At 30.5% G+C, this 26,734-nt stretch carries 30 protein-coding genes; 14 read left to right on the forward strand and 16 right to left on the reverse strand.

Going from position 1 to position 26,734, the window contains the following annotated elements:
- Positions 1-24: 24 nt before the first annotated feature.
- From ACXIHB_RS10510 to ACXIHB_RS10525, 4 genes are all read left to right on the forward strand, one after another.
- Positions 25-189 (forward strand): hypothetical protein, encoded by a 165-nt coding sequence (locus ACXIHB_RS10510; protein ID WP_164505163.1) that lies wholly within the window; start codon positions 25-27, stop codon positions 187-189.
- A gap of 684 nt (positions 190-873) precedes the next feature.
- The gene (gene rpiB, locus ACXIHB_RS10515) at positions 874-1,305 is read left to right on the forward strand and encodes a ribose 5-phosphate isomerase B (protein ID WP_462098211.1); all 432 of its coding nucleotides are present in this window, start codon (positions 874-876) and stop codon (positions 1,303-1,305) included.
- Positions 1,305-1,745 (forward strand): GNAT family N-acetyltransferase, encoded by a 441-nt coding sequence (locus ACXIHB_RS10520; RefSeq protein WP_462098212.1) that lies wholly within the window; start codon positions 1,305-1,307, stop codon positions 1,743-1,745. Before rpiB ends, ACXIHB_RS10520 begins: the two co-directional genes overlap by 1 nt.
- 7 nt (positions 1,746-1,752) lie before the next feature.
- Entirely contained in the window at positions 1,753-2,265 is a 513-nt protein-coding gene (locus ACXIHB_RS10525; protein ID WP_462098213.1) for a hypothetical protein, read from the forward strand.
- On the opposite strand, the gene ACXIHB_RS10530 is transcribed toward ACXIHB_RS10525, so the two are convergent.
- Positions 2,257-2,832, reverse strand: coding sequence for a pseudouridine synthase (locus ACXIHB_RS10530; protein WP_462098214.1), 576 nt, complete (start codon positions 2,830-2,832; stop codon positions 2,257-2,259). The genes ACXIHB_RS10525 and ACXIHB_RS10530 overlap by 9 nt on opposite strands.
- Before the next feature lie 114 nt (positions 2,833-2,946).
- Here ACXIHB_RS10530 and recA point away from each other — a divergent pair, with 114 nt between their 5' ends.
- Complete coding sequence (gene recA, locus ACXIHB_RS10535; protein ID WP_047788064.1) at positions 2,947-3,954, forward strand: recombinase RecA; 1,008 nt, start codon at positions 2,947-2,949, stop codon at positions 3,952-3,954.
- Between the two features lie 87 nt (positions 3,955-4,041).
- Here the strand turns inward: recA and dut are convergent, their stop codons facing one another.
- A complete protein-coding gene (gene dut, locus ACXIHB_RS10540; protein WP_462098215.1) occupies positions 4,042-4,473 on the reverse strand; it encodes a dUTP diphosphatase in 432 nt (143 codons plus the stop codon).
- Between the two features lie 98 nt (positions 4,474-4,571).
- Between dut and ACXIHB_RS10545 the strand changes: the two genes are divergently transcribed.
- The 3 genes from ACXIHB_RS10545 to ACXIHB_RS10555 all read left to right on the forward strand — a co-directional run bounded on the left by ACXIHB_RS10545 (position 4,572) and on the right by ACXIHB_RS10555 (position 7,727).
- Positions 4,572-5,567, forward strand: coding sequence for an NAD(P)H-dependent glycerol-3-phosphate dehydrogenase (locus ACXIHB_RS10545; RefSeq protein ID WP_173361122.1), 996 nt, complete (start codon positions 4,572-4,574; stop codon positions 5,565-5,567).
- 228 nt (positions 5,568-5,795) lie between these two features.
- Positions 5,796-6,455 (forward strand): hypothetical protein, encoded by a 660-nt coding sequence (locus ACXIHB_RS10550; protein WP_047788067.1) that lies wholly within the window; start codon positions 5,796-5,798, stop codon positions 6,453-6,455.
- 3 nt (positions 6,456-6,458) lie between these two features.
- The gene (locus ACXIHB_RS10555; protein ID WP_047788068.1) at positions 6,459-7,727 is read left to right on the forward strand and encodes an MFS transporter; all 1,269 of its coding nucleotides are present in this window, start codon (positions 6,459-6,461) and stop codon (positions 7,725-7,727) included.
- Between the two features lie 88 nt (positions 7,728-7,815).
- Here the strand turns inward: ACXIHB_RS10555 and ACXIHB_RS10560 are convergent, their stop codons facing one another.
- From ACXIHB_RS10560 to ACXIHB_RS10590, 7 genes are all read right to left on the reverse strand, one after another.
- The gene (locus tag ACXIHB_RS10560; protein WP_159488729.1) at positions 7,816-8,307 is read right to left on the reverse strand and encodes a hypothetical protein; all 492 of its coding nucleotides are present in this window, start codon (positions 8,305-8,307) and stop codon (positions 7,816-7,818) included.
- A 94-nt stretch (positions 8,308-8,401) separates the two neighbouring features.
- Positions 8,402-10,048 (reverse strand): glycerol-3-phosphate dehydrogenase/oxidase, encoded by a 1,647-nt coding sequence (locus ACXIHB_RS10565; RefSeq protein WP_073182370.1) that lies wholly within the window; start codon positions 10,046-10,048, stop codon positions 8,402-8,404.
- 112 nt (positions 10,049-10,160) lie between these two features.
- Positions 10,161-10,595 (reverse strand): YHS domain-containing (seleno)protein, encoded by a 435-nt coding sequence (locus ACXIHB_RS10570; protein ID WP_462098216.1) that lies wholly within the window; start codon positions 10,593-10,595, stop codon positions 10,161-10,163.
- A gap of 1 nt (position 10,596) precedes the next feature.
- Positions 10,597-11,052 (reverse strand): YHS domain-containing (seleno)protein, encoded by a 456-nt coding sequence (locus tag ACXIHB_RS10575; protein WP_462098217.1) that lies wholly within the window; start codon positions 11,050-11,052, stop codon positions 10,597-10,599.
- Between the two features lie 56 nt (positions 11,053-11,108).
- Entirely contained in the window at positions 11,109-12,287 is a 1,179-nt protein-coding gene (locus ACXIHB_RS10580; RefSeq protein ID WP_462098218.1) for an alanine racemase, read from the reverse strand.
- Positions 12,288-12,291: 4 nt separating this feature from the next.
- Positions 12,292-13,578, reverse strand: coding sequence for a D-arabinono-1,4-lactone oxidase (locus ACXIHB_RS10585; RefSeq protein ID WP_462098219.1), 1,287 nt, complete (start codon positions 13,576-13,578; stop codon positions 12,292-12,294).
- A 58-nt stretch (positions 13,579-13,636) separates the two neighbouring features.
- Complete coding sequence (locus tag ACXIHB_RS10590) at positions 13,637-14,611, reverse strand: LuxE/PaaK family acyltransferase (RefSeq protein WP_159610613.1); 975 nt, start codon at positions 14,609-14,611, stop codon at positions 13,637-13,639.
- Positions 14,612-14,715: 104 nt separating this feature from the next.
- Between ACXIHB_RS10590 and ACXIHB_RS10595 the strand changes: the two genes are divergently transcribed.
- The 3 genes from ACXIHB_RS10595 to ACXIHB_RS10605 are packed head-to-tail and all read left to right on the forward strand — an operon-like array spanning position 14,716 to position 17,050.
- Complete coding sequence (locus ACXIHB_RS10595; RefSeq protein WP_047788073.1) at positions 14,716-15,120, forward strand: hypothetical protein; 405 nt, start codon at positions 14,716-14,718, stop codon at positions 15,118-15,120.
- A 43-nt stretch (positions 15,121-15,163) separates the two neighbouring features.
- Positions 15,164-15,664: an RNA polymerase sigma factor gene (locus tag ACXIHB_RS10600; RefSeq protein WP_317125563.1), complete on the forward strand. Its 501-nt coding sequence runs from the start codon at positions 15,164-15,166 to the stop codon at positions 15,662-15,664.
- Between the two features lie 3 nt (positions 15,665-15,667).
- Positions 15,668-17,050 (forward strand): outer membrane beta-barrel protein, encoded by a 1,383-nt coding sequence (locus ACXIHB_RS10605; protein WP_239178318.1) that lies wholly within the window; start codon positions 15,668-15,670, stop codon positions 17,048-17,050.
- On the opposite strand, the gene ACXIHB_RS10610 is transcribed toward ACXIHB_RS10605, so the two are convergent.
- Positions 17,047-18,099, reverse strand: coding sequence for an isoaspartyl peptidase/L-asparaginase family protein (locus tag ACXIHB_RS10610; RefSeq protein ID WP_239178319.1), 1,053 nt, complete (start codon positions 18,097-18,099; stop codon positions 17,047-17,049). The genes ACXIHB_RS10605 and ACXIHB_RS10610 overlap by 4 nt on opposite strands.
- Positions 18,100-18,209: 110 nt before the next feature.
- On the opposite strand from ACXIHB_RS10610, the gene amaB reads away from it, so the two are divergent.
- Entirely contained in the window at positions 18,210-19,751 is a 1,542-nt protein-coding gene (amaB, locus tag ACXIHB_RS10615; protein WP_394420398.1) for an L-piperidine-6-carboxylate dehydrogenase, read from the forward strand.
- 75 nt (positions 19,752-19,826) lie between these two features.
- On the opposite strand, the gene ACXIHB_RS10620 is transcribed toward amaB, so the two are convergent.
- The 5 genes from ACXIHB_RS10620 to ACXIHB_RS10640 all read right to left on the reverse strand — a co-directional run bounded on the left by ACXIHB_RS10620 (position 19,827) and on the right by ACXIHB_RS10640 (position 23,837).
- Positions 19,827-20,210: an ankyrin repeat domain-containing protein gene (locus ACXIHB_RS10620; protein WP_462098220.1), complete on the reverse strand. Its 384-nt coding sequence runs from the start codon at positions 20,208-20,210 to the stop codon at positions 19,827-19,829.
- Between the two features lie 110 nt (positions 20,211-20,320).
- The gene (locus ACXIHB_RS10625; RefSeq protein WP_462098221.1) at positions 20,321-21,460 is read right to left on the reverse strand and encodes a DUF5929 domain-containing protein; all 1,140 of its coding nucleotides are present in this window, start codon (positions 21,458-21,460) and stop codon (positions 20,321-20,323) included.
- A gap of 3 nt (positions 21,461-21,463) precedes the next feature.
- Positions 21,464-22,219 carry an SDR family NAD(P)-dependent oxidoreductase gene (locus tag ACXIHB_RS10630; RefSeq protein WP_073182385.1) on the reverse strand — a complete coding sequence of 252 codons (756 nt, stop codon included), beginning with the start codon at positions 22,217-22,219 and terminating at the stop codon, positions 21,464-21,466.
- 134 nt (positions 22,220-22,353) lie between these two features.
- Positions 22,354-23,271, reverse strand: coding sequence for a hypothetical protein (locus ACXIHB_RS10635; protein WP_253679220.1), 918 nt, complete (start codon positions 23,269-23,271; stop codon positions 22,354-22,356).
- A 104-nt stretch (positions 23,272-23,375) separates the two neighbouring features.
- Positions 23,376-23,837, reverse strand: a complete 462-nt coding sequence (locus ACXIHB_RS10640; RefSeq protein ID WP_159488740.1) for a hypothetical protein — start codon at positions 23,835-23,837, stop codon at positions 23,376-23,378.
- A 77-nt stretch (positions 23,838-23,914) separates the two neighbouring features.
- Between ACXIHB_RS10640 and ACXIHB_RS10645 the strand changes: the two genes are divergently transcribed.
- Together ACXIHB_RS10645 and ACXIHB_RS10650 are read left to right on the forward strand one after the other, a co-directional pair.
- On the forward strand, positions 23,915-25,024 hold the full coding sequence (locus ACXIHB_RS10645; RefSeq protein ID WP_462099338.1) for an NAD(P)/FAD-dependent oxidoreductase: 1,110 nt from the start codon (positions 23,915-23,917) through the stop codon (positions 25,022-25,024).
- A gap of 21 nt (positions 25,025-25,045) precedes the next feature.
- Positions 25,046-25,498, forward strand: a complete 453-nt coding sequence (locus tag ACXIHB_RS10650; protein ID WP_159610623.1) for a GreA/GreB family elongation factor — start codon at positions 25,046-25,048, stop codon at positions 25,496-25,498.
- 187 nt (positions 25,499-25,685) lie between these two features.
- Here the strand turns inward: ACXIHB_RS10650 and ACXIHB_RS10655 are convergent, their stop codons facing one another.
- Positions 25,686-26,621, reverse strand: coding sequence for an ABC transporter ATP-binding protein (locus ACXIHB_RS10655; RefSeq protein WP_462098222.1), 936 nt, complete (start codon positions 26,619-26,621; stop codon positions 25,686-25,688).
- Positions 26,622-26,734: the final 113 nt, after the last annotated feature.

Genomic DNA, 26,734 nt, shown 5'->3' on the forward strand with positions numbered 1-26,734 from the left:
TTTATAGTAAGAAAGTCGTTAAAAATGAAAAACTTACGCAAAATAATAGCACTGTTTATTTTCATATTCATTACAGGAATTATCGTAACAGTAGTGAGTATAAATACAACTTTAAACAAAAAAACTCCTTCAGAAGTAGTAACTAAAGATACTATTTACCTTATCAAAGCTTCTAAGAAAGCCGTATAAGCCTTTTTCACTCACTTATTATCACTTTTCAACAAACGTAGTATTTACGCCTTATTTTTTGCAATTTGCCCTAAAAGAAGACAAAAAGGTTACACTAGTTTTTTTAAATCAGTAAATGATTAGTAGAAGAATTTGTAAAACTCAAACTTCAAAAAAACTGTTATTAACATATTATATTATTAATAAAAGAGATTTTAAAAATTTAAAAAAAGAAATGATTGTTATTATAGTGTGTTAATATGTAGCATAAAAAGTGGATTTTATTTTTGGTGAAGTGACTTATTAAAATAAATAAACAAGTTATTAGTTAAATAAAACTTTAAAAATCAACTATAAAATAGAGTTATTAACAAAAGTTATAAACAGCAATTCACTGAAAATTTTGAATAGTTAATTTTCTTTTCAATGTAAAAAAAGGGTTAATTTAATGTTGATAAATGTTCATTAAAATCTCAAAAAAAAAGTTGCATAATTAATTCTTGTTCTTGTATTGTAAAAAATATCTAGAAAATCAAATTTTCTTTTCAGAATATACTATTACTTCTTAACAATTTGATAATATAGCTTAACTTCTTAATTTTAAATAGGTTATTAAGAATGCTAAAAAAAGCATTGTTAATTACTGTTGATAACCGTGAATAACTGTATTTTTGTAATTCACAACTGAATTAAAATCAACAAATTATGACAATCGCTGTAGGAAATGATCACGCAGGCACCGAATACAAATTTGAAATAGTTAAACTTTTAGAAGAATTAGGGCATAAAGTAATCAATTTTGGTACAAATGAAACAGATAGTATGGATTACCCAGATACCATTCACCCAACTGCTGAAGCTGTGGAGACAGGACAAGCAGAAATGGGAATTATTTTATGTGGAAGTGGTAATGGAGCGCAAATGACTGCTAATAAGCACCAAGGAATTCGTGCTGCTTTATGTTGGAATAACGAATTGGTTGAATTAACACGTCAGCACAATGATGCTAACATTTTAACAATTCCAGCTCGTTTTGTATCGTTACAACAAGCTTTAGGTTTTGTAAAGATTTTTTTATCTACCGAATTTGAAGGAGGTCGTCACGCGAATAGAGTAAATAAAATAGCTTGCTGTTAATGAATTTTATAGTAAAAAGATTTCAAGAATTAACAACTTCAGAACTGTATGAGCTTTTGCAATTACGTTCTGAAGTTTTTGTTGTTGAACAAGATTGTGTCTATCAAGATATTGATGGTAAAGATCAAAAAGCTTTACATGTTATAGGAGTTAAAGAAGGTAAAATAGTAGCTTATACACGATTATTTAATAGTGGTGAATATTTTGATACACCAAGTATTGGTAGGGTAGTAGTTAAAGAAACGGAACGTAAATATGGTTACGGACACGATTTGATTAAAGCATCCATAAAAGCTATTGTTGATAACTACAATGAAACTACCATAACGATTTCTGCACAAACCTATTTGCAAAAATTCTACGAATCTCATGGATTTAAACAAATAGGTGATGGTTATTTAGAAGATGGTATTCCGCATATTAGAATGGTACGTAATTGATTAAACCGTGAAGAGAATCAGTTGTACAAACTATAAAAAAGTAAAAACAGCTTTTTTATGTATTTTCTTTACCACTAATTTATCATTGTTTTCTCAATATAATGAAATTGAAAAAGATCTGATAGCTTGTGGAATAACTGTATATAATAAATATTATACAGCTAACAGAGAAACACTTATTATTGAAACAGATTCAATAACTTCTAATAACTTTTCAAAAATATATATTGAACCATTTAATCATGAAGTTTTAATTTCAGATTACAGTAAAATAGATTCTATAATTACTCAAAAATATAAAAGAAAAGAAATTCTTTCTAGACAGACATCAACAGAAACGTATGGGGATTTATATGCATATGTAATACATAATTCAAAAGGTAACCCTTGTTATGATAGATACTTTATAAGAAAATATAAAAACAGAAAAATTTTAATTTCTTATAATTCGATAATGGGTAATAATAGAAGTAATTTTTTAAAATTTGAATGTTTAATAAATAAAATAAAACTACATTAATTCCTTAATCTCTCTTACCTCCCCAACTTGCATATTACCTAATAAAATATTACCCACACGAACACGTACTAAACGAAGTGTAGGAAAACCAACAGCTGAGGTCATTTTACGAACCTGTCTAAACTTTCCTTCGGTTAATGTAACTGATATCCAAGGAGTAGGACCGTGACGAGCATCTCTAATTTTTTTAGAACGCTCTGGTAAATCTGGTGTATCAATTGACTTAACTTTGCAAGCTTTAGTTATATATTTCTTTCCGTCAAAACCAATTTCAACCCCATTTTTTAATTGATCAATAGCTTCTGAAGTAATTGCTCCGTCTAACTGGACATAATATTCTTTTTCAACTCCACCTCTGGTAGTGATAAAGTCGCTTACTTTTCCGTCGGTTGTTAACAACAATAAACCTTCCGATTTTGCATCCAATCTACCAACAGCCATTGTTTTTTCAGGAAAATTGTATAATTCACCTAATAATTTGTGTTTACCTCCTTTTTTTTGATTTGTAATAAATTGTGATAAAAAACCATAAGGTTTGTAAATCATGAAGTGACGATGGTTTGACATCTTTTCTTTTTTAAGAAGTACAATATTACAAAATGTAACATAAAAAGATAGGATACTAAAGCTAGTTTTTCATAACTTAGCCGTTCTTATTACTTAAAATAATTAGTACGATTTATGGCAGCAGATAAAGAAAAAGAAGCGAAATTAAAAGCGCTTCAACTTACACTAGATAAGTTAGACAAAACTTACGGTAAAGGAACCGTAATGAAGTTAGGAGATAGCCAAGTAGAAGATGTAGATGCAATATCGTCAGGTTCTTTAGGATTAGATTTAGCCTTAGGAGTAGGAGGGTATCCTCGTGGAAGAATTATAGAAATTTACGGACCAGAATCATCAGGTAAAACAACTTTAACAATACATGCAATTGCAGAAGCTCAAAAAGCAGGAGGTATTGCTGCTTTTATTGATGCGGAACATGCTTTTGATCGTTTTTATGCTGAAAGTTTAGGTGTAGATGTTGATAATTTAATTATTTCCCAACCAGATCATGGAGAACAAGCATTAGAAATTGCTGATAACTTAATTCGTTCGGGAGCTATTGACATTGTAGTGATTGACTCGGTTGCAGCATTAACACCAAAATCTGAAATTGAAGGTGAAATGGGTGATTCTAAAATGGGATTACATGCACGTTTAATGTCACAAGCTCTACGTAAATTAACAGGTACAATTAGTAAAACAAACTGTACAGTTATATTTATTAACCAATTACGTGAAAAGATTGGAGTTATGTTTGGTAACCCAGAAACTACAACAGGAGGTAACGCTTTAAAGTTTTATGCATCTGTTCGTTTAGATATTCGTCGTAGAACACAAATTAAAGATGGGGATAAAGTAATTGGTAACAGTACTAAAGTTAAGATTGTAAAGAATAAAGTAGCTCCACCATTCCAACAAGCAGAATTTGATATTATGTATGGTGCAGGAATATCAAAAGTTGGTGAAGTTTTGGATATTGGAGTAGAATACGGAATTATAAAGAAAAGTGGTTCATGGTTTAGTTATGGAGACACTAAATTAGGTCAGGGTAGAGATGCTGTAAAAGGTGTTATTAAAGACAACCCTGAATTAATGGAAGAGTTAGAAAATAAAATAAAAGATGCTATTGAAAATCAAGATTAAGTTTTAAATTTAAAAGTTCTAACTATTACTAAAAAGCTGTTGAAAACTTCAACAGCTTTTTTTCTTTAGAAAGAATAAGATATGTGTTTAAATTCCAGTACTACCAAAACCACCAGCACCACGTTCAGTTTCGTTTAAAACTTCTACTTCTTGCCAGTTTACACGTTCGTGTTTTGTAATAACTAATTGCGCAATTCGCTCACCATCGTTAACTGTAAAATCTTCGTTAGATAAATTTACTAAAATCACCCCAATTTCTCCACGATAATCAGCATCAACTGTACCAGGAGAATTTAATACGGTAATCCCTTTTTTGGCTGCGAGTCCACTACGTGGACGAACTTGAGCTTCATACCCAACAGGAAGCGCAATAAATAAACCTGTTTTAATAATAGCTCTCTCTAAAGGTTTTAAAATAATAGCAGCATCTATATTTGCACGTAAATCCATTCCTGCAGATCCCTCGGTTTCATAAGTTGGTGTTTGATGTTTGGATTTGTTTATGATTTGTACGTTCATATGTTTCATATAGTTTTTAAAATTCAAATATAATAACCTTTAAGTTTAGAGAGTCGATTATAGATTTCTTAATTTTGTAATACAAACAAATACTACTTATGAACAATCAAACTAAAATAGCCGTTTTAGGAGGTGGAAGTTGGGCAACAGCTATTATTAAAATGTTATCTGAAAATTTAGAAACTATTGGTTGGTATATGCGCAGCATATATGCTATTGAACATATTAAACGTAATAAACATAATCCTAGTTATTTAAGTTCTGCAGAGTTACATCCTGAACAGTTAGATTTGTCTGAAAATATAAATTACATTGTAGAAAATTATGACGTGTTAATTTTTGCCGTTCCTTCTGCTTTTTTAAACGGAGAATTAGAAAAACTTACTGCTTCTTTAGAGAATAAAGTTATTTTTTCAGCCATTAAAGGAATTGTACCAGAATCAGGATTAATTGTTGGTGAACATTTTCATGAAAAATACAATATACCATATGAAAATATTGGGGTAATATCTGGACCATGTCATGCAGAAGAAGTAGCCATGGAACGCTTATCGTATTTAACACTTGCTTGTCAAGATGAAGAAAAAGCAAAAAAACTTAGTGAAGCTATTGCAGGACGCTATATTAAAACTAAAATATCTGATGATATTATTGGTACTGAATATGCAGCGATGTTAAAAAATATTTATGCTATAGCTGCAGGAATTGCTCATGGTTTAGGCTATGGAGATAATTTTCAAGCGGTATTAATGAGTAATGGTATTAGAGAAATGAAACGCTTTATTAAAAAGATTCATAAAATGAAGCGCAATATTAACAATTCAGCATACCTAGGTGATTTATTAGTTACTGGATATTCTACATTTAGTAGAAATAGAATGTTTGGAAATATGATAGGAAAAGGTTACACTGTAAAATCTGCAATGTTAGAAATGAGTATGGTTGCTGAAGGATACTATGCAACAAAAAGCGCCTATAAAATTAATCAAAAAAACAAAGCTAAAACTCCAATAATAGACGCTGTTTACAACGTTTTATACGACAAAAAAGAAGCGAAAGATGAGTTTTTAAAGTTAACAAATAGATTAGATTAGTTGTTTGCATTTGTACAAATAATCCTTCTTAATAAAAATTAAGAAGCCCCATCAATCGCTCCTATATTTAGTTGTGTATAGGTCTTGTATACAAGATACAATAGTAACAAATTTAGATTAAAATTCTGATTAACAAAGTTTTTAATTAAAAATATTAGATATTTTAATTATGAAATAATTTTACTATAAGTTTTATTTTTGTTTCTTTGGTTTAAAATTAAACAAAAAATGAAAACAATTCAAGAAGCTGTTGAAATAACTATCAGAAAAACTCCTTTCATAGAGGAGGCTCTTAATGAAAAGTTAATTAATGTGTCATCGTTAGCAAGAGAAATTTTACCTGAAGTTTCTAAACTTTTAAAAAAAGAAGTAAAAGTAGGTGCTGTAATGATGGCTATTAACAGATTATCTCCAGCAAATGAATTGAGAGTTAGAAAAAATATTAAAAGACTTGCTTTAAATTTGGGTGACGTGATTGTCCGTTCTGATTTATGTGATTTTACATTCAAAAATACAACGTCTTTATTAAAAGAAATTGCTAAAATTTTAAGTAAATCAGCAGATAGTAAAGATTATTTCTTAACGGTTTCACAAGGTATTTTTGAAACAAATATTGTAACAAGTAAAAACTTACAACCTTTTGTTGAAGAAATTTTTAAGAAAGAAGCATTAATTAATAATGTAAACGATTTAGCTTCTATAACTATAAAACTACCAAAAGGAAACTTAGATCAATCAGGTATATACTATTTTATTTTAAAACAATTTGCTTGGGCAAATATAGCGGTACAAGAAGTAATTTCTACAACACATGAAATGACTATAGTAGTAAAAGAAAGAGATGTAAATGAAACATTTGCAATTTTAATGGATTTGAAATTAAATTAATTTATGGAAAAAAAAGACCCCTATGCTTCCTTAAGAATTAAAGAATTTAATATTTTTCTTTTAGTACGTTTTGCCTTAGTATTTGCATGGTCTATGCAATTTATTATTATCGAATGGCAGGTTTACAGTATCACTAAAAATCCATTATCATTAGGAATTATTGGACTAATGGAAGTAATTCCTGCAGTATCCATGGCGTTGTTTGCTGGTCATATTGTAGATCAAAAAGAAAAAAGAAATCTACTAGCCTTGTGTATTGGCCTATTTTCACTCATAAGTTTAGGACTATTCTTTTTAACATTGCCTAGTTTTATTGAAGATTGGAATAAAAATACTGTGCTATATGCTATTTATGCTCTGGTCTTTTTTGGTGGATTATTACGTTCTTTTTTCGGACCTACGATTTTTTCATTAATTGCTTTAATTGTACCTAAAAAATTATATCCTAACGCTGCAACATGGAGTAGTTCAACTTGGCAAATAGCTTCAGTATTAGGACCAGCTTTTGCAGGGTTTACTATTTCTTGGATTGGAGTACATTGGTCTTTATGTGTTGTATTTGGTTTAGTTTCAATATCATTTTTTACGGTATTTTTTATAAAAAAGAAACCAATTCTAAATCCAAAAATTGGAGAACCCGTAATGAAAAGTTTAAAAGAAGGAGTACGTTTTGTATATAAAACAAAAGCTATTTTAGGAGCACTTACATTAGATATGATTTCGGTATTATTTGGTGGAGCAGTAGCATTATTACCAGTATATGCTCAAGATATTTTAAAAGTTGGACCAGAAGGGTTTGGTGCATTGCGTGCAGCACCAGCCATAGGAGCCTTTTTAACGATGTTAGTTACTGCATATATACCTATAAGTAGAAATGCAGGAATGAAGCTTTTAACAGCTATATTTGGTTTCGGAATTTGTATTATAGTATTTGGTTTATCAACCGTTTTTTGGATTTCTATTGTAGCCCTATTCTTTAGTGGTGTAACCGATGGAGTTTCTATGGTAATTCGTCAAACTATTTTACAATTAAAAACACCCGATCATATGCGCGGTAGAGTAGCTTCAGTAAATTCTATGTTTGTAGGTTCTTCTAACGAATTAGGAGCTTTTGAAAGTGGGGTAACAGCAAAGTTAATGGGAACAGTAACAGCAGTGGTTTTTGGTGGTACTATGACTTTAATTACCGTTATTACTACTGGAGTTTTAAATCCAACGCTTAGAAAGTTAGATTTAACTAAAGATTTGGAAGAGCATGAGAAGGAAGAATGATAAGTAAACTGATGTTCTATAGATATAAATAAAAATGCCTAGAAAATTACTTCTAGGCATTTTTAATATACTTTTTAAAGTAAATCAATTAAGACATATCAAAATAATTGATTTTTGTAATCTTTTTTGTTGCTTGATCAAAGTTTATGTTTATAAAAACATCACAACTATCACATTCAGCATATAAAATACTCTTAGAGCCATTTCTACCAGTTGTTAAAGCAACTTCTCCTAACTTACTTATTGGATCTCCAACAGTAATTGTTATTCCTTTAATAGTAAAAGTAGCTTCATTACTTAAAACATCTAAAGACTCGATATATGGTTTTCTTCCAGAAGTAGAAAAATCTAGTTTTAAACCATTAAACTTAAAATAGTAATAAAAACCATTATCTTCAAAAGAAACAGTTGCACCTAATAAAGACTCTACTTTAGCTTGTTTACCTAAAGTTTTTTTAATATCAGTTAAGGCAATATTATTTATTTTAATATTATCAAAATCAGAGTTCGAAATAATATTAGTTTGACTTTTTGCTATAAACGCGGTTAATAGAAAAAATACTAGTATTAGTTGTTTCATATTACTTAAAAATTAATTGTATAAACCCTTTCGAAGAACGAGGGTTTTGCAGTTGCCAAAGATATAATACTCGATTAATTTTCTATGTAAGAAACTAGTTAAATTTTAAGGTTAAAGCTATTTTTTTATCCAATTCTTGTTGATGTTTTAAAGTTGTATTTTCATCCCAATTAAAGCGGCTTGTAAATTCTTGAATAACAAAGTTTTTATAAAGATCAACACTAGGTTTATCAAAAAATAAACGACCAGTTCTTCTCATAAAGAAGTCGGTAGGAGTACAGGTCATTTCATGCTTTATTACAAACCATATTTCAGCTTTTAATAAGCGCTCTTGTATATTTTCTTCATTAAGCTCATCAAACTTATCTAAAATAAGTTCGGTTTGTTTACCATAGTTATATACTAAATAACTGGCATCTTTTTCAGTAAAACCATGTAATTTTAGTTGTTTATAAATTTGATTAATGTATAGTTTTACTGATTTATAATTTTGAAAAGGCCCTCCTGATAAAACAATTTCTTCAGTTTGAATTGGATCAAATTCAACTTCAAAACGACGTTTCATTTTTTTCGCAACAATATCCACAATCCGTTCTGCCATTTTTCTATAACCTGTTAATTTTCCTCCAGCAATTGAAATTAACTTGGTATCAGAAACAAAAATTTCATCTTTTCTAGATAATTCTGAAGCCGATTTTCCTTCTTCGTGAATTAACGGGCGTAATCCTGCCCATGATGATTGAATATCATCTATGGTTAATTGAATATCAGGAAACATGTTATTTACTGCTTCAATTAAATACAAAGCATCCACCATTGAGGTTTCAACGGTGTCTTTATCTTCTTGATAATTGGTATCGGTAGTTCCAAAATAGGTTACTTTTCCACGAGGAATAGCAAACATCATACGACCGTCTGGAATATCGAAATACACAGATTGTTTTACGGGTAATTTTTCATGCGGAACAACTAAGTGAACTCCTTTGGTTAAATGTAAACGTTTTCCAATTTTAGAATTGTTAATTTGTCGCAATTCATCTACCCATGGTCCAGCTGCGTTTACTACATATTTAGCTCTAATATCATAACTTTCTTCAGTAAAAGCATCCGTTACTTTAGCACCTACCACACGCTTATTTTCGTAAATAAATTCGTCTGCACGCGTGTAGTTTAATATTTGTGCGTCGTATTGACTTGCTGTTTTTAAAACTTCTATAGTTAAACGAGCATCATCAGTACGATATTCAGCATAAAAACCAGCACCATTTAAAATACTTTTAGGTAATAAAGGTTCTTTTTCTAACGCTTCTTTTTTATCAAGCATTTTACGTTTATCATCTCCTTCAACAGAAGCTAACACATCGTATACTTTTAATCCGATAGATGTTAGCCATGAACCGTAAGTTCCGCCATCAATTAATGGTAAAATCATTTTTTCAGGAATTACCAAATGTGGCGCTAGTTTATGAACAATAGCACGCTCAGTACCCACTTCTTTTACCAACCAAAAATCAAATTGTTTTAAGTAGCGTAAACCTCCATGAATTAGTTTGGTAGATTTACTAGAGGTTCCCGAAGCAAAGTCATTTTTTTCAATTAAAGCGACTTTCATTCCACGTGAGGCAGCATCTAAAGCAATACCTGCACCTGTAATACCACCACCAATCACTAGAATATCAAATTCGGTAGTTTGTAATTCTTGTTGAATGTTTTTTCTATTGAAAGAAGAGAAATTATTCATAGAGCTGTTTTTATTAACCAAAAATAAGAATAAAAAGAAACGATAAGCATAAAAAAAGAGCTGAAATTATCAGCCCTTTTAGAAGTCGCCCCCACAACTATTAAATCTAAAACTAACGATTCAATTTTTTCCAATTAGTATCTGCTTGTTTTTTGAGCTCTTCTGGATTTTCTTTTAACCACATTTTTAAAGTATTGGTTCCCCAAGAGTTATAAAATAAATACAGTTTACCATCTCGTATTTCAAAAGTTTTCGGATCAATATCCACCTTTTCACCAGTTTTTCCAATGGCATAGGCGCAGTACCCTCCATATTGTGGATTGTATTTTTTAGGGTTTTTAAGAAAGGTAGCTAAGTTTTCTTTTGATGAAAAACGAAAAGAAACACTGTTGTATTTTGTGGTAAATTTTTTGTTTCCTTTTTCTGCTTTATTATGAAAATAACTTACTACATCGTAACCTTTAGCAATAACTCCGTTTTTGGTATTGTATTCTTGTGAGAAGACAATACTTGAAAAAAATAGAAAGAAGATAAATATATGTTTCATTTTATTTTTTTTTATGTTTTAGTTCTTCCCAGTTTATATCTCCCTGAGTTTGTAACTTTTTAGTATCACCATTTTTCCAATCATCAAGTTTGCTAGAAAGCCAAGAACTATAAAAAAGATATAATTTACCATCTCTAATTTCATAAGCTTCTGCATCAATATACATTTTAGTTTTCTTAGCAGCTACAGCATATGCACAATATCCACCATATTGAGGAATGTATTTTATTGGATTTTCTTTGAAAAGGGATAAATTTTCTTTTGAAGAAAACTTGAATTTAGCTCCATCATAAGTTGTTTGAAACTTCTTTATTCCTTCAACAGGTTCACTATTTGTAAAGTAAGAAACAACATCGTAACCTTCGGCTACATAACCTTTTTTTGTATTGTAGTCAGTTTTTTGAGCGTATAATGCAGTAGAGACTACTACTAAAAGTAGTGTAATAAAGTTTTTCATTGTTTGTAGATTTTATGAGTAGTCGATGAAAAACAAAAAACATTACAATTGAATAATTAAGAATTATTTAATAATTGCCAAGGCTGTTGAATTTTACCGTTTCTAATAGGTAAAATTTCTCCAAATTGTAAAAAAACAAACTCACTTTGGTGTGGTCTTAAAAAGACAAAATCATCTACTTGTAAAGGTATGTTTTTAGAAACATTAATCATTGTTTGATTAGTAGAAGAACCAAACAAATTATTCTGTTTTACCCCTATAGGGTAGTAATAGTCAGCTTTCCAAAAACCGCCATAAATAAAAGCAGATTTCTTACTAAAAATTTGTTTTACTTTTTCTAAACCTGGAAGCGTTGTATTTGAAAAAGTTTTTAAAACTGGTGTTGCTATAAACGTTGCTGGTTTATAGTTTTTTAATGAAAGAATATCAAATGTTGTAGGTTTTACAAAGCATGAACCAATGGCAATATCGTTTATTGGAGAATTTTGTTCTTTGTGTAAGTTTAAAGTAGGGCTTCCGGCTCCGTTAAAGGTTAAATTTTCATTCCATAGCTCTGGAAAATCATTTTTAACTAAGGTTTTACAGTCTTCATAATATTGATTCGCTAATCGTAGTGCTTTCTTTTGAGAACGAATAATCTTTGGAAGTTTTACTACATGTGGATCATAACCCATAAACCCAGAAAATTCAACAAAATTTTGATTGTTTTCAATAAGTGATAGTACTTTTGTTAAACTTTTTAAAGAAGAAAACCCACCGCGGTGTAAACCCACATCAATTTCAATATTCAATCGTAATTTTTGATTGAGTTGTTTGGCCAAATTAATGTATTCTTCAATTCGTTTTTCGGTATCAACCAACCATTGAATTTGAGTAAATGGGTTAAATCCGTTGTGCTGTTGAGGTAAGTTGTTGTAAAAATATTCCGCAGTTTTTATAGGCATGGGTTTACCCAATAAAACATCAGCTTTGTTCCCCAATCGAGCAACTAAATCAGTTAAAAAAGGTTGATGAAAAACCATCAACTTGCTTGAATGTGTTTTTTCTAATATATATTCAATTAATTGGACCGAAGGCAATGATTTTACTACAATTCTGAGTGATGCATCTTTTCTAAAATTAGAAATTACTTCTGTAATATTTTCATCTAGAATATCTAAATCTATTAACAAACAAGGAATGGCCCGTTGGTAGTTTTTAAGTTCTTTATTTAAGATTTTAAAATAAGCATCCATAATATTAAATACCTAATAGTTTTTGAAGATACGGGTTCACAAATATATTTTCTGGATCATGTTCTTTTCTGAAAGTCATAAAGTTGGTGAATTTAGGGTACATTCTAGCAATATCATCCGAAGTAAATGTATTCATTTTACCCCAATGAGGTCTTCCGTTATAGGCTTTAAAAACTTCTTCTAAAGCAGCAAAATAAGCATTACTATCTTTTTTATTGTATACGTGACAAGCAATATATGCCGAATCCCTTCCGTAGGCAGGGCTCATAAAAACATCATCTCCTTTTACCCAGCGATTTTCAATAGGAAAATGAATATTGAACTTTTTTGAGTTGACAATTTTTTGCACATCCTTAAATACATCTTGATAGGCTTCTGCAGGAATATTATACTCCATTTCATGAAACTTTACCATTCGCTGTGTTGCATATACTTTATGACTGTGATATACTTTTTTTACGTTACTTATACTAGCTGCTGTAATGTTAGCAACTGTTTTGTTTTGTGAAGGAAAAACTTTTGCAAACTCGCACATCAACTTAAAAACATAGTTTTCGAGTACATATTCTGTCCAATAATTAAAAAAGTTTACTTTATCAGGCTCAGAATATTCAACAATATTTGAAGTTTTTGTCCATGCTGTGTTTGTGTATGGAATCCAGTAAAACTCAAAATTACGGTTTTGAGAATTTCTTTGATCCAGAGTAGCCAACACATCGCTTAATTTCTCCTTTTTGTTTTGAAGTTTTAGTTTATAAGCAGGAACACATTGTAAAGTAATTTCAGTAATAATACCTAAACAACCTAATGATACTTGAGCAGCTTTGAATAACTCAATATTTTTTTCGGTAGAACACTCAATGATTTCACCTTTTCCATTCACAAATTTTAATCCAACGACTTGGTTACTGATAGATTTAAGTTCGATACCTGTTCCATGTGTACCTGTACTTATAGCTCCTGCGATTGATTGAACATTAATATCACCCATGTTTTCCATAGCTAATCCTTCTTTAAAAAGTAGTTTGCCTAATAAAGAAAGTTTCGTTCCTGCTTTTACAGTAGCTTGATTTTTTTCTTTGTTTATTGAAATGAGTCCTTGAAAGTTATCGAGAGTTACTAATATTTCGTCAGTACTACATAAAGAAGTAAAAGAGTGACCAGAACCAATGACTCTAATTTTTTGATTAAATTGTATAGCTTTTAAAACAAGTTGTTGAATTTCATTTTCCGAATGAGGAAATGCAACTGCAGATGGATTCCACCGTACATTTTCTGCCCAGTTTTTCATAAGACCTTGAAATAATAGAGGTTAATTGACTGGGAAGATAGTAAAAAATAAAAAAGGATTACAAAACCATCAAATTACAACCGCGTATATCTGAATTATCAAAACGTCCTATAATTTCAAAACTATTGTCTTGGTATACCTTTCCTAAATCTTGTGTAGCAATAAAAGAACAAGAATTGTAGTTTGCTAAATCAATTACATTAATTCCGCCAGATTTTCCTTTAGGTAAAATAGTCAAAGCATCTTCAGTATCACGAGTTAAGACCTGCATCCATGGCGGACAGTTAAAAATACCATTTCCTTTTGAATATCCTTGACTTAATAATTCTGTCATTCCATATTCAGAATGAATTTCATTTACTCCAAAACCATTGCTTAAAATCGCATGTAATTCGTTACGAATAAGTTCTTTTCTTCTTCCTTTCATTCCACCAGTTTCCATAATAATGGTATTAGAAAGATTGAATTCATATTGTTCTACCAAATCTAATAAAGCAAAAGAAACGCCTATAAGTAATACTTTTTTTCCTTGTGAATCTAAATTTGTAAGCTTTTGAGCAAGTTCATCTAAATTGTTGAGGTAAAATCCACTTTCAGGATGTTGAGAACGTTTAATTAAGTCTTCAACCATATAAATCAAAGAAGATCCTTTACGTTCTAAATAATTGGGTAACAAAGCTAGTACAACATAGTCTTCAATATTACCGTAAAAATGTTCAAAACCTTTTAAATAGCTGGTTTCGTACCAAGATAAATCGGTAACTAAATGCTTACTGGTTGTACTTCCTGTAGTACCAGAACTTGTAAAGGTTTCTTGAATTTCATTTGTAGACGAAAGTACTTCTCGAGTTTTAAAAAACTGAATAGGTAAAAACGGAATTTGTTCAATAGTATGTACATCAGAAGGATGAACGTATATCAAATCACAAAAAGAACGATACACTTTATTATTTGTAAACTGATGTTTAAAAACTTGTAGTGCAGTTTTATTAAAATCTTCTGTAGACTGTATGTTAAAAATGGTGTTCTTCATAAACTTTTACAAAAGTAAGAGTATTCGACGCAACCTTTTTAATTTTTTTTCATCTACTATATAAACCATGGAAAGTTAAAATAATAACCCTAATTATATATGTCATGAAAAAAATTTTAATCCTTTTTTTAAGTGTATTTACGTTTTATTCTTGTTTAGATGATGACAGCCCTAATGTTAGATATGAGTTTTTAAAGGTTGATAGTGCCACAACTCCTGAAAGTTTTACATTCGGAGAAGTTGATACAATTAAGATAAAGTATACACTACCCAATAGTTGTTACTCTTTTAATGGATTGTATTATCAAAAAGTGGATACAACTAGAATTGTAGCTGGTACAGCAATAGTAGCTCTTGATGTTGCTTGTACTCAAGATGTAAGACAAGAAGAATATGCTTTTCCTGTTGAGGCAACACAAGAAGAAGATTATGTTTTTAAGTTTTGGAAAGGTAAAAATGATGAAGGAGAAGATGTATACGAAGAAGTGGTAATTCCAGTAAATTTGTAACATCAATTTAGAAAAACTCATACAAGGATGCTGTCATCAAAATATCACAGCGCAAGCGCAAGTTTACCAGTTGTTTTCTGGTAAACTTTTTGCGCTGTGTTTAAAGTATTCACGTAATTATCAAGATGCAGAAGATACTTTACAAGATAGTTTTTTAACTATTTTTAAAAAGATGCCTCAATATCAGCATAAAGGTTCTTTTGAAGGATGGATGAAGAGAATAACTATAAATACAGCATTACAAAAGTATAGAGAAAAATCACCTTTACAGTTAGTTTCAGAAGCTCCTGATGAGGAAATAGTAGAAGAAATAGAGCTTGAAACTGAAAATGTGAATATTGATGTTTTATTAGAGCTCATTCAAAGTTTACCAGATAGGTATCGTTTAGTTTTTAACTTATATGTATTAGATAATTATTCACATAAAGAAATAGCAGAATTATTAAATATTTCTGTAGGAACATCAAAATCAAACTTATCACGAGCAAGACAGATATTGAAAAAAGAAATGGAATTGTATCAAGCAAAAGAGGCAAAAGCATAACTGATGGAAGAAAAAAATATCGATAGACTATTTCAAGAAAAACTTAAAGATTTGGAGGTAACTCCAAATGAAAATGTATGGAATGCTATTGAAGAAAAGCTCCAAAAAAAGAAAAAACAGCGTGTTTTTCCTATTTGGTGGTTTTCTGGAGGGGTTGCAGCTATGCTTGTTTTAGGTTTTTTGTTTTATCCATTTACTTATGAAAAGGGAAATATAGATGATACAGATGTAATTATAGTTGAATCACCAAAACCAGCAACTAAAGAGCAAGAAAATAAAAATGAAGAATTAAAAGATAATTTATTAATAAAACCAACAAAAGAAAATATAAGGGAAATACTTGTTGTAAAAGAAGTAACGAAAAAGAAAAATAATTTGAAAGAAAAACATCGTAAAAACGAAGTTTTAACCGCTAATCATGTTGTGAAGGTTAGTAAAAAAGAATTGCAAGAAAAAGATAGCAATAATGTGTCAAGTAGAGTAGTTGAAGGGGCTTTACTGGCTAAAAATGATGTTGTGAAAGAAGAAAATTCTGCTGGCAAGCTTGAAAATAGCTTGCCAGTTCTTAAAAAAGAAGAAATAAGTTTTTTCAAAAAAAACAATGATACAATTCGTAAGATTATAAAACCAAAAAAAGATTTTTTAGCGGTTGTAAATGCTGAAAAGGATAAAAAAGAAGAGGATAAGATAAAGAAACTTTGGACCGTTTCTCCAACAGTAGCAGTATTAAACTCAAATTCTTTTTCTAAATCATCTCCAATAGATGCAAGTTTATCAAACTCTACAAAAGGAAGTACAAGTTATTCTTATGGTGTTCAAATTGCTTATCAATTAAGTAAAAAATGGTCTATTCAGTCAGGAGTACACCTCCAAGAAATGGGGTATTCTAATACCAACGTAGCTGTTAATCCTGCAAATTCAAGTACTGCAAGTGTAGCTTTTAGTTCAGGAGAAAGTTATGAATTAAATGATACTTCTCAAACAAATTTTAGTACAAATTCAGTATCCATTAGCTCAGGTAGTCTAGATGGTGAGTTGAATCAAAGTTATGGATATATTGAAGTTCCAGTAGAAGTTAAGTATAGTGTATTAGAAGGAAAAAAGCTAAAAACACAATTAGTTATGGGTTTTAGTTCTTTGTTTTTAAATAAGAATGATGTAAACTTAAAAACTACCGATTTTTTAACATCAGGAGAAGCAAACAACTTAAATAGCGTTAACTTTAGTGGAAATTTAGGGGTAGATTTTAGTTATAAGTTCAGTAAAAAATGGTCTCTAAATATTAATCCAATGCTAAAAACCCAGTTAAATACATTTAAAAACGATTCAAATGGGTTTCAGCCATACTTTATTGGTGTTTATACAGGTTTAAATTATCAGTTTTAATCGTTGTAAATTTTAATTACTAAATTACCTTTATCATCCATTGAAGCTCTGTACATTCCTGCAGTATTAAACTCAAAAGACATATTTCCATTTTTATCAAGTGCAACAACACCACCTGTTCCACCAAGTTTGGTTAATTTATTTTGAATCACATCTTTGGTAGCTTCTTTTAATGATTTTTGTTGATATTCCATTTGAGCAGAAATATCATACGCTACTTGAGATCTTATAAAGTATTCACCCCAACCAGTTGAAGAAACACCACAGGTTTTATTATTTGCATAAGTACCTGAACCAATAATAGGAGAATCTCCAATTCGTCCCCAACGTTTGTTAGTCATGCCTCCAGTAGAAGTTCCTGCAGAAATGTTTCCTTTTTTATCCAGAGCAACGCAACCTACTGTACCGAATTTACTATTTTTAATGTCAATATCATAAAAAGCAGCTTCTTTATCATCATGATCTAACTCCGTTTTTTCTTTGTCTTTAATTCGTTGTAAAGATTTAAAGCGATTTTCAGTATAAAAATAACTCGGGTCTACAATTTTCAACCCTTGTTCTTTAGCAAATTTGGAAGCTCCACTTCCAGAAAGCAGCACATGATCGGAGTTTGTCATCACCGTTCTAGCAGCTTCAATAGGGCTTTTTATATCTTTTACCCCAGCTACAGCACCTGCATTCAATGTTTTTCCATCCATAAAAGAAGCATCTAATTCATTAGTTTCTTCATGTGTAAATACAGCTCCTTTTCCAGCATTGAAAAGAGGAGATTCTTCCATAACCTGAATAGTTTTTACAACAGCATCGTTACTAGATCCTCCATTCTTTAATATCTCATATCCTGTTTTTATAGCTTCCTTTAGCTTAGTTTTATAAGCAGTTTCTTTTTCGGGAGTCATATTCTCTTTTAAAATGGTACCAGCACCCCCATGAATAATAATAGCGAACTCATTAGTAGGAGTATTATTTAGCTCTTTGGAAGTTACTTTAGATTGATTGCAAGAAAATAGTAACAAAATTAAGGCAAGGAAGTTGTAAATATTTTTCATTATTTTGTTAATTTTTAAACAAACTAAGTTGTTTTTGTTTAATTTATTAATTGTAAAATTATTCGTAGTTTTGAGTTTTAAATATAAAAACTAAAATTACAATATAAAACATGGCAGATTTTGGTATTAAGGAAGCTTTAGCTCAATTAGGCTTAAAAGATATAAACAACGGAACTTCTACAGGTTCAGTAAACTTTGCAAATGGAGAAGTTATTGAAAGTTATTCACCTGTTGATGGTAAGTTAATTGGTAAAGTAGTAGCAAGTACTCGTGAAGATTATGATAAGGTGATGGATGTAGCTACAACTGCTTTTAAAGAGTGGAGAGCAATGCCTGCACCTCAACGTGGAGAAATTGTTCGTCAATTTGGAAACAAGTTAAGAGAATTAAAAGAACCATTAGGTAAGTTAGTTTCTTACGAAATGGGAAAATCTTATCAAGAAGGTTTAGGTGAGGTTCAAGAAATGATTGATATCTGTGATTTTGCTGTAGGTTTATCTCGTCAGTTAAACGGACAAGTAATTCCATCAGAAAGACCAGGACACGTAATGAGAGAGCAATGGCACCCATTAGGAGTGGTTGGTATTATATCAGCATTTAATTTCCCTGTGGCTGTTTGGTCTTGGAACACAGCATTAGCTTGGATTTGTGGTAACGTATGTGTATGGAAAGGTTCAGAAAAAGCCCCTTTATGTTCAGTAGCTTGCCAAAATATTATAGCTGAGGTTTTAAAAGCTAACGATTTACCAGAAGGAATTTCTTGTATTGTTAATGGAGATTACAAAGTTGGTGAATACATTACTGAAGATACTCGTATTCCTTTAGTATCAGCTACTGGTTCTACAAGAATGGGACGTATTGTTGGTGCTAAAGTTGCTGAGCGTTTCGGTAAATCATTATTAGAATTAGGAGGAAACAATGCAATTATTATTACTCCAACTGCTGACTTAAAAGTAGTAGTTCCTGGAGCTGTATTTGGTGCTGTAGGTACTTGTGGTCAGCGTTGTACATCAACACGTCGTTTAATCATCCACGAATCTGTATATGATAAAGTAAGAGATGCGATTGTTGGAGCTTACGGTCAAATTAAGATTGGAAACCCATTAGATGAAAACAATCACGTTGGACCATTAATTGATAAAGACTCTGTAAATACGTATTTAGCTGCTATTGAAAAAGCAAAAGCTGAAGGAGGTAAGGTATTAGTTGAAGGAGGCGTTTTAGAAGGAGAAGGTTATGAAAGCGGTTGTTACGTTAAACCAGCAATTATTGAAGCTGAAAACCATTATGAAATTGTTCAACATGAAACATTTGCTCCAATTTTATACTTGATGAAGTATTCAGGAGATGTTGAAAACGCTATTGAATTACAAAATGGAGTAGCGCAAGGATTATCTTCTTCAATTATGACAAGTGAAATGAAAGAAGCTGAAAAATTCTTATCATTTGCAGGGTCTGATTGTGGAATTGCAAATGTAAATATAGGAACTTCTGGTGCTGAGATCGGAGGTGCTTTCGGAGGTGAAAAAGAAACAGGTGGTGGACGTGAGTCTGGATCTGATGCTTGGAAAGTATACATGCGTCGTCAAACAAACACAGTAAACTATTCTGATGAATTACCTTTAGCACAAGGAATTAAGTTTGATTTATAAGAAAATATAATTTTCAAAACATAAAAAAGTCACATCGAAAGATGTGACTTTTTGTTTTTAATTAAGTAGGATACATTACTTTTCTAAAGCAGTAGCAATGATTTTATAAGCATCATGTGCTTTTGACATTTTAGCATATTCTAAGGCAGTATATCCTCTTTCAGACTTTGTTTTTAATTTTGCTCCGTTATCAATTAATAATTGAACAATATCTGCTTTGTTATATCTAGCAGCAAACATTAAAGGAGTTAGTCCTGTAGACTTTCTGTTAATATCTGTTCCGTTTTCAACCATAGCTTTTACAGCCTCAAAGTTTCCAGCTCTAATTAATTTACAAAAAGTACTTACATTAGGGTATTCTAGGTTAGTTTTAACAGGTGTTTCATATGGAGTTGAAGTAGCAGTAATAGTTCCGAAGGATAAAGTAATTGCTAAAGCTGATAAAATTAATTTTTTCATGATGTTGTGTTTTTATGATTAGGTTACAGCTAAAAGACGCCTATTAAAACAAAACGTTTCACCAAAAACAGACACTTAACAATTATTTAAGATAAGGTCTTAAAAATCTCTTAATGATATTTTACTTTTCGTATTACTCGCATAGCTTCTTTGTATTTAATATAGGTAGTTTTATCTTCTAAGTTTTTGATATAATTTTTTGCTTTTTTTAGTTGTAGAGGAGCAATTTCAAATCCATTTAAATAACAGATTAGATAGGTAGTAGGTAGTCGATATACATCTTCATGTTCAATAACAGAAAGAGGTTTGTTGTTCATAATTTTAGTGACAATACTATTATTATTATCATAAATAAGTTGTAAAATATCGTTATGGTATTGAGGAGCTTCAAATAAAAATTCCGTAACAATATCATGCTTTCCGTTATCTTTAAAGTTAATAATGGTTTTTTCTAACGGATAGCGTTTTTCACTCTTATCAATCCCTAAAACAATGTATTCGGTGATAATAAAAGACTGTTCGTTGTAACTAATTTGTACATCATCTAACGAAGAAAAAAACAAACGTACTTGTTCGTTTACCAACTCAATATCAACACGAGTAAAAAACGCTTCATTATTTATAATTTTCTTTTTTCCTGCCCAACAAAGCACAAACTGTTCGTTAAATACTTTGTATTGCGGATTATATTCTGGTTTGTGCCTATTAATAAAGTCGAAAACGCCATCAAGGGTAAGTTGAATATTGTTACTTGCGTTTTTTTCAATGGCTTCAACAATAGCTTTGTTGTTATTCTTTAAAATAAAACCTTCTTCAGCAGGCATAGAATTACTACCTCTACGATAAAAAATAGTTCCTTTACGATATTTCCAGACATTTTTGGCTAAAGAGGTAATTAATTTGGTAGGATAAATAGTTACTAATCCAATTACTTTGTGGCGTTGCAAACGTGGAAAAGGAACATTTTCATATTCTATTTTTGGTGGATTATTCAGATAAGCATTTACCAAATTTTGAATTTTGCTATCATCATAAAAATCAACTCCTATAATTTTATTTTCTTCATCCTCAATACCAATAACAATATATGAGTTGTTGTTAGGGTTTGAATTAGAAAGTGCACAAACGTGTTTTATAAACTTAGCTTTTCCTTCTTTAGAACCAAAGGATAATTTTTGTTTTTTATCATAAAAACTATTCTCGTCGTTATGAGACAGTAAGTTTTTAATTAAAAGACGTTTGTTAATCACAACTTAAGCGTTTTTGTTCACAATAGTTGCACTAGCTTGCGCTGTAGGGTATACAATTAAATCTTCAATATTTACATGATACGGACGAGTAACTACAAAGTGAATAATATCTGCTATATCTTCAGGTTGTAGTGCTTTGTATCCTTGATATACAGTTTTAGCTCTTTCAGAATCTCCTTTAAAACGAACATCAGAAAACTCAGTTTCTACCAATCCTGGGTGAATGGCACATACGCGAATATTGTGTTGATTCAAATCAATACGCATTCCTTTATTTAAAGCGTTTACAGCGAACTTTGACGCACAATACACATTTCCGTTAGGATACACATCTTTTCCTGCGATAGAGCCAATATTTACAATGAAACCATTGTTTCGTTCTACCATTTGAGGAATAATAGCTTTTGAAACGTATAATAAGCCTTTAACGTTTCCGTCAATCATAGCGTCCCAATCGTCAATATTTCCATTTTGAATGCTGTTTAATCCATGAGCATTTCCAGCATTGTTAATAAGAATATCAATATGTTTAAATTCGTCAGGTAAACTATTGATCGCATTTTGTACTTCTTCGTTATAACGAACATCAAACTGAAGTATATGTACTTTGGTAAATTTTGATAATTCTTGTTGCAGTTTTTGTAGCTTTTCAACACGTCTACCACAAAGAATTAAGTTGATGTTATTTTTAGAAAAAAGTTGAGCGGTTGCCTTACCAATACCTGAGGTTGCTCCAGTAATTAAAGCAGTTTGTTGCATGGTTTTTTGTTTTGTATAAAGGTAATATTTTTTATGTTAAGCCACCATTATAAAATGAAAAACCGCCCCTAGCGGAGCGGTTTCTTTTAGTTGGCTACTACACCAACCAAAAATCAACTAACCAAACTTTATTTTTATTTCCTTTTAGGAACTGTTTCTCTTTCTATTTTAGTACGTTTTCTACCGCTACTCCTTACAGCTGGTTTTGTAGTACTTGTTTTTTCTGCTTTTAAATACTGGATAAATTCTATACCAGAAAAAATATATGTTGTTCTTGAACTTACGTGCTTTAATCGTATTGTTTCGTCATTTATAACGGTTAAATCAAACTCTTCAGTATCTCCGTTATCATAATTAAGTGTTAAATATTTTAGATTGTTTTCTCCTATAACATTTCTAACAATATAACTTCCTTCAAAATCCCAGTTTATATAATCAACATTTGTGCCAAAAGGGTCATGTGATGAATAGAATGTCACATCATTTTTATGAGTAAATTTTAGATAATGCTCGTTATCAAAAGGATTTGGAGTACCTCCAGTTTCATCAGTTCTTTCCCAAGCTTTAAATTCTTGTAAGAAATACTCAATATTTTCATAAAACAACATGTTATAATCAAATGTATCTGTTTGATACCCTACTAGATAATAACTTACATTTTGTGATAAATCATCAATTCTAATTTCGTTATTAGAAAGTTGTACTACATCAAATTCAAAATATCCATCTATATCATGACGCGTTTCTAAAATTGTTCCGTATGTACTATAGTTACCAACAGCTATACCTAAACCATTTCCTGTTTTACCAATATCAACAATATTATTATTTGCATACATGGTTCCGTTTAAAAAAGAAATAGTAAAAGCTCTTGATAAAAAAGGAACTTCGCCACTACCAGTTGTTCTGTGATAATCTACATACCATAAATCATAACTTGAAATATATTCGTTTAAAGAAAAACCATCATCTACAATTTCATTTCTTACAACACATGACGTAAGTGTTACACCACCAATAAGTAGTATTAAAAGTAATTTTATACGTTTCATAAGCATTCATTTTATGGTTATGCTTATAGGTTTTCAAATTACGTGCCAAAAATAAAAAACACCTCTTTTTTTGAGGTGTTTAAAGTTATTCTATACTAAGGTTTTTATTGCATAAAGACCTTATCTTTTTTTATAATGTTTTCTATTTTAACGTAGTGTGTTTTCCCTTCAATAATATAAGAAACCATTGCTTCATTTTCTTTTAATTCAAAAGGAAATTCTTCTGCAGGAGTGTTACCAAACTCTTTTTTTGGGTCAGCATGTAAAATAAGATCATTTAACTCATTAGATGAGGTTTTATAACGAGCAGCAATGTATTGTTTATCGTTATGTTGCTCAACAACAGCTTTGGTAATCCTATTTTGAAAATATACTTTTTGAAAGTCAACTGGCTTCTCAGCAGTAAAATTAATAATCAAGTTAGTAGAGTTATAACTACCTTTTACACCTCCTGTTACATGAGAATAACTTGCAGATTCTATTTTGAAAGGATGATTGTTCTCCATTTTTACACTTGCGCATTTAGTAAAGCTTAGAGCTAAAATTAAGATTCCAATTAATTTCATAGAGTTGTTTTTTAATGTTTAAATTTAGACATTCAAGGAGTGTGCCAAGTCACAAATATAATCAGATTTATATGAAGTTGAATTTCAGTTACTGGGAACTAAAAGAGTGGTTTACAAATGTTGATTTTACTGTAGTAGGAAGTGGAATTGTGGGGTTAAATTGTGCATTACAATTAAGAGAAAAATACCCCAAGGCAAAAATTCTAGTTTTAGAAAAAGGAGTGTTACCACAAGGAGCCAGCACTAAAAATGCAGGTTTTGCTTGTTTTGGAAGTTTATCTGAACTGATAGATGATTTAAATACACATACCGAAGAAGAGGTTTTTAGCTTGGTAAAAAAACGTTGGCAAGGTTTACAGCTTTTACGCACCACATTGGGCGATAAAAACATAGATTTTCAACAAAATAAAGGATATGAATTGTTCTTAACAACAGAATTACACGAATCGTGTTTAGAGCAAAAAACATCGATAAATGAGCTTTTAAAGCCGTTGTTTTCTAAGGATGTTTTTTCGGTTGATGATAACAAGTTTGGGTTTCAAAATATTCATCAACAATATATAACCAACCAGTTTGAAGGGCAAATAGATACTGGTAAAATGGCGGCTAATTTGTTAAAAAAGACATTGTCTTCAGGAATAAAAATTATCAATAATATTCAAGTTAAAGAATTTATAGAAAACAACGATGAAGTAGAAGTAAAAACTAATCAGATTGAGTTTACTACTAAAAAATTATTCATTGCTACCAACGGATTTGCAAATAAATTATTGAAAGAAAATGTACAACCTGCACGAGCACAGGTATTAATTACGAAACCGATTGAAAATTTACATATAAAAGGAACTTTTCACCTAGATAAAGGATATTATTATTTTAGAAATATTGATAATAGAATTTTGTTTGGAGGAGGAAGAAATTTGGATTTTAAAGGTGAAGAAACTGATGAGTTTGGACAAACATTGCTTATTCAAAACAAATTAGAAGAAATTTTAAAAACAACAATTTTACCGAATACTAAAGTTGAAATAGAACATCGCTGGAGTGGAATTATGGGGGTTGGAAATCAGAAAAAAGCGATTGTAAAACAGCTTTCAAATAATGTGTTTTGTGGTGTACGATTAGGAGGAATGGGAGTTGCTATAGGAAGTTTAGTAGGAAAAGAGTTAGCACAACTTGTAAATTAGTATTACTTAGAAAAGTAAGAAATGAATATTAAAGAAGAACTATACAAACAATGTGAGTTGTATGTAAATAAACGTTTACAAACTGTAGAAGAAACAATTTCTTCTCATCAAAAAGCATTACAATCTGAAACAAAAAGTTCTGCAGGAGATAAACATGAAACCGGTAGGGCAATGTTACAGTTAGAAATGGAAAAAGCGAGTCAGCAACTTAGCGGAGTTTCTCAAATGAAAGAAACACTTGCTAAAATTAATACAGATACAACTTCAAAAATTGCTCATTTAGGCAGTGTAGTTATAACCACCTCAACTATAAACTATTTCATTAGTGTGAGTGTAGGATTGTTAACTTTTGAAAATAAAAAATACTTTGCAATATCTCCATCTTCACCCATAGGAAAGTTAATTTTAGGTAAAAAGGAAGGAGAATCTTTTGAGTTCAATGGATTAAAAAGTGTCATTAGAGAAATTTTTTAAGAAAAAGTAGGGTAAAACAAAAATAACTTGTTTTACATGCAGGAAAGGTTGTTATAACCAGAACAGAAAAAGAAGCTATAATACACTTTTATCTTTTGGTGTTTAAGATGGTAAGGGTGTATTTTTTTAGAAAAATAATTTATTTTAAGATAGTTGAGTAATAATTATTGAGATAGTTATTATTGGTTTAAACAGTCTCTTTTAACTTAAATGAGACTGTTTTTTTATGCTCAATATTTTCAAAGTGGTTTATAAAAATGGATTGGTTGTTATAAGCAACTTCTATTAGCCAATACCCCCCCTTAAAATAAGATTTCAATACAGTTCCTTCTAGTTTTGATGGTTTTTTGGTAATCTCAAGTAAGTTAGGATATAGTAATAATGTTTGTTTATTTATGGTGAGTTCGTTTACATCATCAAATAAAGAAGCAACATACTTTTCTTTTGGGGTTCTATATAAGTTTGCTGGACTGTCATGCGCAATGATTTGGTTGTTGCGGATTACCATCATGGTATCAGCAAAAGAAAGAGCATCATTTCCATCGTGCGTAGCAACAATACAGGCAATATTTTTCTTTTTTAAATAAGCAAACAATCGTCTTCTTAATGAGTTCTTTTTAAAGTTGTCTATTTGACTGAAAGGTTCGTCTAACAATAATAATTCTGGTTCTTTAGCCAACGCTCTAGCAATAGCTACTCTTTGTTGCTGTCCACCACTTAAGTTTTTAACTTTTTCGTTCGCTAATTCAGTCATTTCAATAACATCAAGAAGTTCTTGTGTTCTTTCTTCAGCTTCTTTAGGGTAAAATCGCGACAGGAACTTTTTAATATTTTCACTTACAGATGTGAAAGGCATTAAGTCAAAATCTTGCGCTACATATTTAAAAAATTCCATTCCAGGAACTAAATGATGTTCAGGTCCTAAAATTTGAATATCATTCCAATATAAGTTCCCTTTATCAACATCTAGTAAACCATATACAATTTTTAAAAGTGTAGATTTTCCACAACCGCTTTCACCCATTACATACAAGTGCTCACCTTTTTGAAGTGTAAAATGGATGTTTTCTAAGGTTTTTTCTTTAGATGGATAAGTGAATGAAATATTATTTACTTGTAGCATGGTTGCAAAAATACATAAAGGTTTAAGATAAATTATAAACAAGATTTTTCATTCCAAGTTTCTCTTTAAATAGTCTTCTTTTTTAAAAATTAGCTCTAAGTATATTTGTTATA

Source organism: Tenacibaculum sp. IMCC1 (assembly GCF_054906355.1).